This is a genomic window from Streptomyces sp. NBRC 110611, from assembly GCF_001590865.1.
Taxonomy (GTDB): domain Bacteria; phylum Actinomycetota; class Actinomycetes; order Streptomycetales; family Streptomycetaceae; genus Streptomyces.
Genome location: NZ_BBUY01000016.1, coordinates 6085 through 18309 on the forward strand (window position 1 = coordinate 6085; position 12225 = coordinate 18309).

Annotated in this window: 8 protein-coding genes; 1 reads left to right on the plus strand and 7 read right to left on the minus strand. The window is 70.2% G+C overall.

Features of this window, described 5'->3' with window-relative positions; all coding sequences use genetic code 11:
- The 5 genes from dapB to eccD all read right to left on the minus strand — a co-directional run.
- On the minus strand, positions 1 to 658 hold a 658-nt coding region (gene dapB, locus AZE13_RS25915), incomplete at its 3' end, for a 4-hydroxy-tetrahydrodipicolinate reductase (protein ID WP_066936823.1).
- 138 nt (positions 659 to 796) lie between these two features.
- Positions 797 to 2176, minus strand: a complete 1380-nt coding sequence (locus AZE13_RS25920; RefSeq protein ID WP_066936826.1) for a M16 family metallopeptidase — start codon at positions 2174 to 2176, stop codon at positions 797 to 799.
- On the minus strand, positions 2173 to 4386 hold the full coding sequence (locus AZE13_RS25925; RefSeq protein ID WP_066936829.1) for a polyribonucleotide nucleotidyltransferase: 2214 nt from the start codon (positions 4384 to 4386) through the stop codon (positions 2173 to 2175). Before AZE13_RS25925 ends, AZE13_RS25920 begins: the two co-directional genes overlap by 4 nt.
- A 303-nt stretch (positions 4387 to 4689) precedes the next feature.
- Positions 4690 to 4977: a 30S ribosomal protein S15 gene (rpsO, locus tag AZE13_RS25930; RefSeq protein ID WP_030414166.1), complete on the minus strand. Its 288-nt coding sequence runs from the start codon at positions 4975 to 4977 to the stop codon at positions 4690 to 4692.
- A gap of 153 nt (positions 4978 to 5130) precedes the next feature.
- Positions 5131 to 6591, minus strand: coding sequence for a type VII secretion integral membrane protein EccD (gene eccD / locus AZE13_RS25935; RefSeq protein WP_066936832.1), 1461 nt, complete (start codon positions 6589 to 6591; stop codon positions 5131 to 5133).
- Between the two features lie 255 nt (positions 6592 to 6846).
- Between eccD and eccCa the strand changes: the two genes are divergently transcribed.
- Complete coding sequence (gene eccCa, locus AZE13_RS25940; RefSeq protein WP_066936835.1) at positions 6847 to 10806, plus strand: type VII secretion protein EccCa; 3960 nt, start codon at positions 6847 to 6849, stop codon at positions 10804 to 10806.
- Between the two features lie 204 nt (positions 10807 to 11010).
- Here the strand turns inward: eccCa and AZE13_RS25945 are convergent, their stop codons facing one another.
- On the minus strand, positions 11011 to 11781 hold the full coding sequence (locus tag AZE13_RS25945) for a WXG100 family type VII secretion target (protein WP_066936838.1): 771 nt from the start codon (positions 11779 to 11781) through the stop codon (positions 11011 to 11013).
- Complete coding sequence (locus AZE13_RS25950; RefSeq protein WP_066936841.1) at positions 11778 to 12086, minus strand: hypothetical protein; 309 nt, start codon at positions 12084 to 12086, stop codon at positions 11778 to 11780. Before AZE13_RS25950 ends, AZE13_RS25945 begins: the two co-directional genes overlap by 4 nt.
- Between the last annotated feature and the right edge of the window lie 139 nt (positions 12087 to 12225).

Below are 12225 nucleotides of genomic sequence, written 5' to 3' on the forward strand. Positions count from 1 at the left end.
TGTGGTGCAGGGAGTCGTGGCGGATGGTGAGGGTCTCCCCCTCGCCACCGAGCAGGACCTCCTGGTGGGCGAGGAGGCCGCGCAGGCGCACGGAGTGGACCGGGATACCGTCCACGTCCGCACCGCGCGCGCCGTCCAGGGCCGTCACCGTGGCGTCCGGCTGCGGGGCGCAGCCGGCGTCCCGGCGGGCCTCGGCGATCAGCTGGGCGGTGCGGGCGGCGGTGCCGGACGGGGCGTCCGCCTTCTTCGGGTGGTGCAGCTCGATGACCTCGACCGACTCGAAGAAGCGCGCCGCCTGCTGGGCGAACCGCATGGTGAGGACCGCGCCGATGGAGAAGTTCGGGGCGATCAGCACGCCGGTCTCCGGCGCGGCGGCGAGCGAGGTGCGCAGCTGCGCGAGGCGTTCGTCGGTCCAGCCGGTGGTGCCGACCACCGCGTGGATGCCGTGGCGCACGCAGAAGTCGAGGTTGCCCATGACCGAGGCGGGGGTGGTCAGCTCGACGGCGACCTGGGCCCCGGCCTCGACCAGCGTCTCCAGCTTGTCGCCGCGGCCGAGGGCGGCCACCAGCTCCATGTCCTCGGCGGCCTCGACGGCCCGTACGGCCTCGGAGCCGATGCGCCCCTGGGCTCCGAGTACGGCCACGCGCAGCTTGCTCATCGTTTCCAGTCCTTCGTTCGGCTTCGTTCGGTGGTACGGCGAAGGGGCGGGGGTGGAGCGGCCCTGCGGCCTGTGGACCGTGGCCTGTGCAGGAAGTCCGTCCAGAAGTCCCTCCAGAGGTCCCGTCCGGAGAACCGTCTAGGCGACGATGTCGTCCAGGCGGGCCGCCTGGCGGTCCTTGAGGGGGCCGATGACGGACAGCGAGGGGCGCCGGCCCAGGATGTCGCGGGCCACCTCGCGCACCTCGTCCGGGGTGACGGCCGCTATCCGGGTGAGCATCTCGTCGACCGACATCTGCTCGCCCCAGCACAGTTCGCTCTTGCCGATGCGGTGCATCAGCGCGCCGGTGTCCTCCAGGCCGAGGACGGTGGATCCGCGCAGCTGGCCGATCGCACGGTGGATCTCGTCATCGCTGAGGCCGTGCGCCGCCACGTGGTCCAGTTCGTCCCGGCAGATCTTGAGGACGTCCGGCACCTGGCTGGGACGGCAGCCCGCGTAGACGCCGAAGAGCCCGCAGTCGGCGAAGCCGGAGGTGTACGAGTACACGCTGTAGGCCAGGCCGCGCTTCTCGCGGACCTCCTGGAAGAGGCGGGAGGACATGCCGCCGCCCAGGGCGGTGTTCAGGACGCCCATCGCCCAGCGGCGGTCGTCGGTGCGCGCCATACCGGGCATGCCGAGGATGACATGGGCCTGCTCGGTCCGGCGGTTGAGCAGCCCGACCCGCCCCGCGGTGCGGATGGCGCGGGTGCCCGAACGCGGGGTGATCGGGGTGGCGTCCGTCCGGTGCAGGGCCCCGGCCTGCTCGAAGGCGCGGCGGACCTGGCGGACGACCTTGGCGTGGTCGACGTTGCCGGCGGCCGTGACGACGAGGTGGGTGGGGTCGTAGTGCTTCTTGTAGAAGCGCCGGATGCGTTCGGGCGTCAGGGCGTTGACGGTGTCGACGGTGCCCAGGACGGGGCGGCCGAGCGGGGTGTCGCCGAGCATGGTGTGCGCGAACAGGTCGTGCACGCAGTCGCCGGGGTCGTCCTCGGTCATCGCGATCTCTTCGAGGATGACGCCGCGCTCGGCGTCCACGTCCTCGGCCTCGATCAGCGAACCGGTGAGCATGTCGCAGACGACATCGATCGCGAGCGGGAGGTCGGTGTCGAGCACCCTTGCGTAGTAGCAGGTGTACTCCTTCGCCGTGAAGGCGTTCATCTCGCCGCCGACCGCGTCGATGGCGGCGGAGATGTCCAGCGCGCTGCGCCGTTCGGTGCCCTTGAAGAGCAGGTGCTCCAGGTAATGCGTGGCGCCGTTGAGCGACGGGGTCTCGTCGCGGGAGCCGACGTGCGCCCAGATCCCGAAGGTGACGGAGCGGACCGTCGGCAGGGTCTCGGTGACGACGCGCAGGCCGCCGGGGAGGGTGGTGCGGCGGACCGTGCCGGCGCCGGCGGTGCCCTTGAGAAGCGTTTGGGTACGGGCGACGGCCCGCCCCTCCTGGGAGGGGCGGGCCGTCGTCCTGTGCGTACGGGACGTCACTTGTCGGCGTCGTCCTTCTTGTCGGCGTCCTCTTCCTCGATCACGGGGATCAGGGAGAGCTTGCCGCGCTGGTCGATCTCGGCGATCTCGACCTGGACCTTGGCGCCGACCCCGAGCACGTCCTCGACGTTCTCCACGCGCTTGCCGCCGGCGAGCTTGCGGATCTGCGAGATGTGCAGCAGGCCGTCCTTGCCCGGGAGCAGGGAGACGAACGCACCGAAGGTGGTGGTCTTGACGACCGTGCCCAGGTAGCGCTCGCCGACCTCGGGCATGGTCGGGTTGGCGATGCCGTTGATCGTGGCGCGGGCGGCCTCGGCGGCCGGGCCGTCGGCGGCACCGATGTAGATCGTGCCGTCGTCCTCGATCGTGATGTCGGCGCCGGTGTCCTCCTGGATCTGGTTGATCATCTTGCCCTTGGGGCCGATGACCTCGCCGATCTTGTCCACCGGGATCTTGACGGTGATGATCCGCGGCGCGTTCGGGGACATCTCGTCCGGAACGTCGATCGCCTCGTTCATCACGTCCAGGATGTGCAGGCGGGCGTCGCGGGCCTGCTTCAGGGCGGCGGCCAGGACGGAGGCCGGGATGCCGTCCAGCTTGGTGTCGAGCTGCAGCGCGGTGACGAACTGCTTGGTACCGGCGACCTTGAAGTCCATGTCACCGAAGGCGTCCTCCGCACCGAGGATGTCGGTGAGGGTGACGTAGTGGGTCTCGCCGTCGATCTCCTGGGAGATCAGGCCCATGGCGATACCGGCGACGGCGGCCTTGAGCGGCACACCGGCGTTCAGCATCGACATCGTGGAGGCGCAGACCGAGCCCATGGACGTCGAGCCGTTGGAGCCGAGGGCCTCGGAGACCTGACGGATCGCGTACGGGAACTCCTCGCGGGTGGGCAGCACCGGCACCAGCGCACGCTCGGCGAGGGCACCATGGCCGATCTCGCGGCGCTTGGGGGAGCCGACGCGGCCGGTCTCGCCGGTGGAGTAGGGCGGGAAGTTGTAGTTGTGCATGTAGCGCTTGCGGGTCACCGGGGAGAGGGTGTCCAGCTGCTGCTCCATGCGGAGCATGTTGAGGGTGGTGACGCCCAGGATCTGGGTCTCGCCACGCTCGAACAGGGCGGAGCCGTGCACCCGCGGGATCGCCTCGACCTCGGCGGCGAGCGTACGGATGTCCGTCACGCCACGGCCGTCGATGCGCTTCTTCTCCTTGATGACGCGCTCGCGGACCAGGGTCTTGGTCAGGGAGCGGTACGCGGCGGAGATCTCCTTCTCGCGGCCCTCGAACTCCGGCAGCAGCTTCTCGGCGGCCAGGTTCTTGACGCGGTCCAGCTCGGTCTCGCGCTCCTGCTTGCCGGCGATGGTCAGCGCCTGGGCGAGCTCGCCCTTGACGGCCTTGGTGAGCGCGTCGAGGACGTCGTCCTGGTAGTCCAGGAAGATCGGGAACTCGCCGACCGGCTTGGCGGCCTTGGCGGCGAGGTCCGACTGCGCCTTGCACAGGACCTTGATGAAGGGCTTCGCGGCCTCGAGACCGGCGGCGACGACCTCCTCGGTGGGGGCCTCGGCGCCGTCCTTGACGAGCTGGATGGTCTTCTCGGTGGCCTCGGCCTCGACCATCATGATCGCGACGTCGCCGTCCGGGAGGACGCGGCCGGCCACGACCATGTCGAAGACGGCGTCCTCCAGCTCGGTGTGGGTCGGGAAGGCGACCCACTGGCCCTTGATCAGGGCGACGCGGGTGCCGCCGATCGGGCCGGAGAAGGGCAGGCCGGCCAGCTGCGTGGAGCAGGAGGCGGCGTTGATGGCGACCACGTCGTAGAGGTGGTCGGGGTTGAGCGCCATGATCGTCTCGACGATCTGGATCTCGTTGCGCAGGCCCTTCTTGAAGGAGGGGCGCAGCGGGCGGTCGATCAGGCGGCAGGTGAGGATGGCGTCCTCGGAGGGGCGGCCCTCACGACGGAAGAAGGAGCCGGGGATCTTCCCGGCTGCGTACATCCGCTCCTCGACGTCGACGGTCAGCGGGAAGAAGTCCAGCTGGTCCTTCGGGCTCTTGGAGGCGGTGGTGGCCGACAGCACCATGGTGTCGTCGTCCAGGTACGCGACGGCGGAACCCGCGGCCTGCTTGGCCAGGCGGCCCGTCTCGAAGCGGATGGTGCGGGTGCCGAACGCGCCGTTGTCGATCACGGCTTCGGCGTAGTGGGTCTCGTTCTCCACCAGGAATATCTCCTCGTCTGCGTCCGCTGCCCGTATGGCGGCGGACCGTCTTCGGTGGAGCGCCGGTGCGGGCCGGTCTTCGATCGAAGCACCCGGAGTGATGACACCTGGGTCACAGGGATCGTCCGGGGGCCACTACCGAGGACCGGCGGCCAGGAGGCGCTCCTACCGCGTTCACTTTTGCGATATGGCACCAGACTACAAAGCTTCCGTCCACCGTGAGAGGGCGAAGGCGTCCGGTGCGGATGACCGCGTATGGCAAAGGGAGCGGCCCCCGGTGGGAACCGCTCCCTCTACGGCGTCTTACTTGGCGCCCGCCGCGCCGCGGCGGATGCCCAGGCGCTCGACCAGCGCACGGAAGCGCGTGATGTCCTTCTTCGCCAGGTACTGCAGCAGGCGGCGGCGCTGGCCGACGAGCAGCAGCAGACCACGGCGGGAGTGGTGGTCGTGCTTGTGGGTCTTGAGGTGCTCGGTCAGGTCCGAGATGCGGCGGGAGAGCAGTGCGACCTGCACCTCGGGGGAGCCGGTGTCACCCTCCTTGGTGGCGAACTCGGCCATGATCTGCTTCTTGGTAGCGGCGTCGAGCGACACGCGGTACTCCTCGGGGTTACGGGCCGTCGAGCGTCCCTGGTCTGCTTCACAGGGAATTCTTGGATGACTCGGCCGGGCCGTCACACAGCGTACCAGCTGGAAACGGCCCCCCGACCAGGTGGTCGGAGGGCCGCGACTCAGGGTGCAGGCGCTCTAGGCGGTGAGGCCGCGCACCGTGGCGTAGACGTCCAGGACCGCCAGGCACAGCGGCACCAGGGACAGCAGGATCAGGCCGTCGAAGATGTCGAAGATCCGGCCCCAGAAGGGGGTGACCCCCTTGCGCGGGACGATCAGGCCGACGCCGACGAGGAGGGCGGCGCCCAGCGCGATGCTGCTGGAGAACCAGACGGTGCGGATGTTCAGCGGGCCGGCGTCCTGGTACTGGAGCAGCTGGACGAAGATCTCCTGCGGCGGGTGCAGGGTGATGCCCAGGATCAGCAGGACGATGGTGAGGATGCCGGCGACGGTGAGGCAGGCGACCTGCGCGGTGTAGTCGAAGAGCCGGGCGCGCAGCATGATCGTGATACCGGCGGCCATCGCCAGCAGCTGGGCCCACATGTTGTCGGAGAAGCCGAGGACGACTCCGGCCGAGCCCACGACCAGGGCGGAGCAGCCGGCGACGAGGCCGAGGAGCAGCTCGTGGCCGCGCTTGGCCTGGTTGCCGATCTTGATGAAGTCGACGGACTCGGTCTCGCCGCCGCTGTCGAGGGCGCCCTTGGCGATCTGGTCGGGCGACCGGTAGCCGATGGGCAGCCGGGCGAAGCGGGCGGAGAGGCCGGGCAGCCAGGCGACCATGGCGATGGCGACGACTGCGGTGACGGCGGCGACCTCGCGGGGCTCGGCCCCGGTGAGGATCGCGGCGAAGACCGCGAGGGTGCCGATGGCGGAGAGGAACGCGGCGGCGACGAAGGGGGCGTCACCGCGCGGCAGCAGGACGACCAGGAGGACCGAGGCGATCAGTACGGTCACACAGCCGACCAGGAGGTGCAGCCGTCCGGGGCCGGATCCGGCCTCGACGGGGAAGATGCCGGAGCCGGCGATCAGCAGGTGCGGCAGTGCGGACAGGCCGAGCGCGATGGAGGAGGCGTGGTCGTCGTAGACCCGGGCGCGGATGCCGGCCAGCGCGACCAGGACGATGCCGACGACACCGGCGATGATGCCGGGCAGGCGGTGCATATCGCGGTCGACCGGGTTCGAGAACCACAGCGCGAACGCCATCATGACGAGCAGCAGCACACCGGCGGTGAGGCCGACGAGGTGCATGAGGTCGTCGCTCCAGCGGCTGCGGTTGCGCTTGACCGCGGAGGCGACGGCGTCGGAGACGTCGTCGAAGACCGGGAGCGGCAGCGACTCGGCGAAGGGCTTCAGCAGCAGCAGGTCGCCGTCGAGGATCTGCTGCTGGGCGAGTGACTGCCCGGCGTCGAGGACCGTACCGTCGCGGCGTACGAGGTGGTAGCCGGTGGGTGCGCCTTCCGCCTGGGACTGCCCGGAAAGCCGCAGGATCTCCGGATAAATGTCGACGAGTGCGACATCCTCCGGCAGAGCCACGTCGATCCGTGCGTCCGGCGCGGCGACCGTGACCCGGCAAAAGCCGGTGCCCGTGCTCGTGCTCACCTGGCGGTTCCCCCTATCCGTTGGGCGTTTTGTCGCTTCGCGCGCCGTATATATAGGGCCGTCACTTCGGGGCCGTGGCACGCTCGCGAGGCGTCAGCGTACCGTCCAATTCGGCGGCCGCCCCACCCACCCCGAGACTTGACGGTTGACAGTAGGATCAACGCCTGGTTCGGGCCGCGCACTTGGCCCGGGGGGACCGTCGAATCCAACGGGGGCGGTCCGAGACTGCGACATGCATGAAGGACTGATGCCTCGGTGAGCGTTGTCATCGTCAAGCGCCCGCCCCGCGCGCTGCCACCCGAAGTCCCCTCGGAGGAGGTGACACTTGAGGCGCCGCCCGAGCTGCCCCGCGAGGGCGAGCCGGACAACCTTTTCATGACCTTTATGCCCATGATGGGCATGGCCGGTTCCGCCGGTTTCCTGTTCATGGGCAACCAGCCGTTCATGAAAATCATGGGCGGCTTTATGGTGGCGTCCACTCTGGCAATGGCGATCTTGCAGATCGTCAAGGCGCGGCAAGGTCCTTCCGGACAAATGCTTCAGGAGCGCCAGGATTACCTCAAGTACCTTGCGCAGAAACGAAAGGAAGTGCGGCGCACCGCCCGTAAACAGCGGGATGCGCAGCTTTTCACCCACCCCGATCCGAGCCAGCTGTGGTCCGTCGTCGCCGAGGGAAAGCGCGTGTGGGAGCGCCGCACGAGCGACCCCGACTTCGGGCAGGTACGCCTCGGGCTCGGGCCGCAGCAGCTGGCCACCCCGCTGAAGGCCCCGGAGACCGCCCCGGTCGACGAGCTGGAGCCGCTCACCGCGCATGCGATGAAGGAGTTCCTCGACAAGCACGGGCACTTGGACGACCTGCCGCTCGCCGTCTCGCTGCGCGCCTTCTACCACCTCACCGTCTCCGGTGACCCGGACACCGTCTACGGCGCGTCCCGGGCCGTCATCGCCCAGCTGTGCACCCTGCACTCCCCCGAGGACCTGGCCGTGGCGGTCGTCACCGCGCCCGGCGCGGCGGCGGAGTGGGAGTGGACGAAGTGGCTGCCGCACGTACAGGACAAGACCACGGACGGCGCGGGCAGCCGCCGGCTGGTCGTCGGCGACCTCGGTGAGATCGAGGAGTTGCTGGCGGACGAGCTGGACGGCCGCGGGCGGTTCAGCCCGCAGGGGACGCCGGTCAGCGACACCCCCCATGTGGTGATCGTGCTCGACGGCGGCGAGGTGCCGATGGACTCGGTGATCGCCGGGGCCGAGGGCCTCCAGGGCGTCACCATCATCGAGGTCGTACCGGGCGACCTGGACGAGATCCGCGGCGGTCTCGCAATCCAGGTGTCGCCGGGCAAGCTGGTGCTCGAGTCGGCCGGCGGCGCGGTCTACCACGGCGTCTGCGACACCCTGTCGATCGCCGAGTCGGAGGCGCTGGCGCGTCAGCTGGCCCCGCTGCGGGCGGGTTCGGGCGCGGACGGCGAGGAGCCGCTGCTGTCCAACCTGGACTTCACCGACCTGCTCAACATCGGCGACGCCGGCTCCCTGGACGTCTCGCGTACCTGGCGGCCGCGGACGCTGGCCGAGCGGCTGCGCGTACCGATCGGCGTCGACCGCGACGGCCAGCCGGTCATGCTGGACATCAAGGAAGCCTCGCAGCAGGGCATGGGCCCGCACGGCCTGTGTGTCGGTGCGACCGGTTCCGGTAAGTCCGAGGTGCTGCGCACGCTGGTGCTCGCGCTCGCGGTGACGCACTCCTCGGAGACCCTCAACTTCATCCTCGCCGACTTCAAGGGCGGCGCCACCTTCACCGGTATGGCGGAGATGCCGCACGTCGCGGCGGTCATCACCAACCTCGCCGACGACACCACGCTGATCGACCGTATGCGCGACTCGATCACCGGTGAGCTCCAGCGCCGTCAGGAGCTGCTGCGCTCCGCGGGCAACTACGCCAACATCACCGACTACGAGAAGGCGCGTGCCGCGGGTGCCCCGCTGGACCCGCTGCCGTCGCTGGTGATGATCATCGACGAGTTCTCCGAGCTGCTCGCCGCCAAGCCCGACTTCATCGAGATGTTCATCCAGATCGGCCGGATCGGCCGTTCGATGGGTGTGCACATGCTGCTCGCCTCGCAGCGCCTGGAGGAGGGCAAGCTGCGCGGTCTGGACACGTTCCTGTCGTACCGGCTGGGTCTGCGGACGTTCTCCGCGGCCGAGTCCCGTACCGCGATCGGCGTCCCCGACGCCTACCACCTGCCGAACGTCCCCGGCTCCGGCATCCTGAAGTACGACACCGAGACGATGGTCCAGTTCAAGGCCGCGTACGTCTCCGGTACGTACCGCGGTCCGGGCGGCGGCAACGGCCGCGGCGGCAACGGCGGCCGGTCGATGCGGATGCCGGTGCCGTTCACCGCGGCCCCGGTCATGGAGCAGATCATCGAGGAGCCGGTCGTGGAGGCGGCCGAGCCCGAGATCGACGACGCGCTCGCCGACACCGTGCTGGACGTCATGGTCCAGCGGATGCAGGGCCAGGGCCCGCCGGCGCACCAGGTGTGGCTGCCGCCGCTGGACGAGTCGCCGACCGTCAACCAGCTGCTGCCGGCCCTCGCGGTCACCCCCGAGCGGGGTGTGCACGCGCCGGAGTACACCGCGCTCGGCAAGCTCGTGGTGCCGGTCGCGCTGGTGGACAAGCCGTTCGAGCAGCGGCGCGACGTGATGTACCTGGACTTCTCCGCCGGTGCCGGTCACGGCCTCGTCGTGGGTGGTCCGCAGTCCGGCAAGTCGACCCTGATCCGGTCCACGATCGCGGCGTTCTCACTCACCCACACCCCGTCCGAAGTGCAGTTCTACTGCCTCGACTTCGGCGGCGGCGGCATGCTGACGATGGAGGGCCTGCCGCACGTCGGCGGGGTCGCCTCGCGGCTGGACGCGGAGAAGGTCCGCCGTACGGTCGCCGAGGTCGTCGGCATCCTCAACCAGCGCGAGGAGTTCTTCCGGGCCAACAGCATCGACTCGATCGCGACCTACCGCCAGCGGCGGGCCGCGGGCGCCTTCCCCGACGAGAAGTGGGGCGACGTCTTCCTGGTCATCGACGGCTGGGCGACGTTCAAGACCGACTACGAGCAGCTGGACCCGGTGATACTGGACATCGCGGCCCGCGGTCTCGGTTTCGGTGTCCACCTCGTCCTGGGCGCCTCCCGCTACACCGAGGTCCGGCCGGCGCTGCGCGACCAGCTCCTCAACCGTGTGGAGCTGCGCCTGGGCGACCCGATGGAGTCGGAGTTCGACCGCAAGCGCGCGGAGAACGTCCCGATGGGGCGGCCCGGCCGCGGTCTGTCCCCGGAGAAGCTCGACTACCTCGCGGCGCTGCCGCGCCTGGACGGGATGAGCGACCCGGAGACGATCAGCGACGGCATCGCGAACCTGGTGGCGACGGTCAAGGAGCACTGGCAGGGCGAGCCCGCCCCCAAGGTGCGGATGCTGCCGACGATGCTGCACGTCAACGAGCTGCCCAACGGCGGCGACTACCCGGAGCACGGCATCGCGATCGGTGTCGACGAGACCACGCTGTCGCCGGCGTTCATCGACTTCGAGACCGACCCGCTGCTGGTCGTCTACGGCGAGAGCGAGTCCGGGAAGTCGTCGCTGCTGCGTCTGCTGGCCAAGCAGATCGCCGAGCGGTACCCGACCGACAAGGCGCTCATGGTGGTCGGCGACTACCGGCGCGCCATGCTCGGCGAGCTCCCCGACAGCCATGTCTACAAGTACTGCGCCGCGGGCCCGCAGCTCCAGGAGGTCATCAGCGGACTGGCCGGTTCGCTGGGCCGCCGGATGCCCGGACCGGACGTCACACCGGAGCAGCTGCGCAACCGCAGCTGGTACGACCTGCCGGACGCGTTCGTCATCGTCGACGACTATGACCTGGTGGCGACCAGCAGCGGCAACCCGCTGCAGCCGCTGGTGGAGTACCTGCCGTTCGCGCGTGACGTGGGTCTGCGCCTGATCATCGCGCGCAGCTCCTCGGGCGCCGGACGGTCCTCGTTCGAGCCGGTGATGCAGCGCACCAAGGAGCTCGGTGCGCAGGGCCTGATCCTCTCCGCCGACCCGGGCGAGGGCCCGCTGATGGGCAACATCAAGGGCCAGCCGCTGACACCGGGACGGGCCACGTTCATCACGCGCAAGCGGGGTGCACAGCTGGTCCAGACGGGCTGGCTGCCGGGCCAGGGGCAGTGACCGGTGGCGGCCTGGCCGGTAACCGGTAGTCGGTAGCTGGCAGCCGGTAGTCGGTAGTCGGTACGGCCAAGGGCCGGGTGCACGACGGCGGTGGGGCGCTCCTCTCAGGGGGCGCCCCACCGCCGTTTCGTCGGGCTCTACCGCCGTCTCGTCGAGCTCTACCGCCGTCTCGTCGGGCTCTGTCCTCCGCCTGTCGGGCTCCGGTCAGCCGAAAGCGCCGTGCCGGGTGGTGTCGGGGGCCGTGGGCCCCGCGCCCTGCGCCGGCTTCCCGGGGCCGTCCGCTGCCTCAGGGCTCTCCGGCTTCCCAGCGCCCTCCGGCTCGCTGGGGCCTTCCGGCTGTTCGGGCGTCTCCGGGCCGGCCGGCTGGGTCCGTACGCCCTTGGCGATGCCCTCGCCGCCGCGCGTCCTGGCCTCGCCGGGCTGGACCGGCCCGAACGGGTCGGGCCCCGGCGCGGCCGTGGAGGTGTCCCAGCGGTGCCGTACGAGCGGAGCCTGGCTCTGGCCACCGCCCTTGCCGCCGTTCCGGCCCAGTGCGGCGCCCAGACCATTGGCGAGCTGGCCGAGCGCCATGAAGCCGTAGGCGGCGCTGCTGCCGGACGGGGTCGAGGACGAGCCGCCGGGGTCCCGCGCAGGCGGCGCGCCGTGCCCCTGACTGCTGTCCGGGCCGCCCTGACCGTTCTGGCCGTTCTCGCCGTCCTGGCCGTCGTGACCGTCCCCGCCTCCGTCCGGCTGCGCGGCGGCGGTCTCCAGGTCCGCCGCGGCCAGTTCGAAAGCCGGCAGCGACTCGTCCACGGCCCCCTTGAGGCGGTGCCACTCCGCGGCGAACGCCTCGCCCGCCGGACCGTGCCAGTTGGCCGCCGCGGCGGTGCCGACATGCCGGTCCAGTTCGCGGACCATGCCGTCGAGGTGCTTGCCCATCGCCCGCCAGCCGGCCGCCGCCGCGTGCAGTGCCTCGGGGTTGCGTCGCTCGCTCACTTGACGCTCCGCATGATCTCGACCAGCTCGTCCTCTGCCGCCTGCGCGTTGGCGACGGTCTCCCTGATGTCACCGCCGACGTCGGCGAGCCGCTGCTGCAGCTGGACGAGGGCCCGCTCGGCCTGCTCGTACAGCTCGCGGAACGGCCGGGACGCCTCCTCGCTGCCGAATCCGTCCCGCAGCGCCTCGGCATCCGCCCGTCGTCTGAATGCGGCCAGCTGCCGGCTCAGTTCTTCCGCGTGTATCCCGAAGGTCGCACCGAGTGTGTGCAACTCATCAGTACTGAGCCGGACGTCGTCGGACATCTTTTCTCCCCGAATTGAATGACAGCTGCCTGCCCACATCGCCTCAGGTCTAGCACACCCGCAATAGCCCGGAAGTCCGCCGCCGAGCAGACCGCGGCCGGACTCGGAATGCATAAGGAGGAATACCTGGCTATGCAGC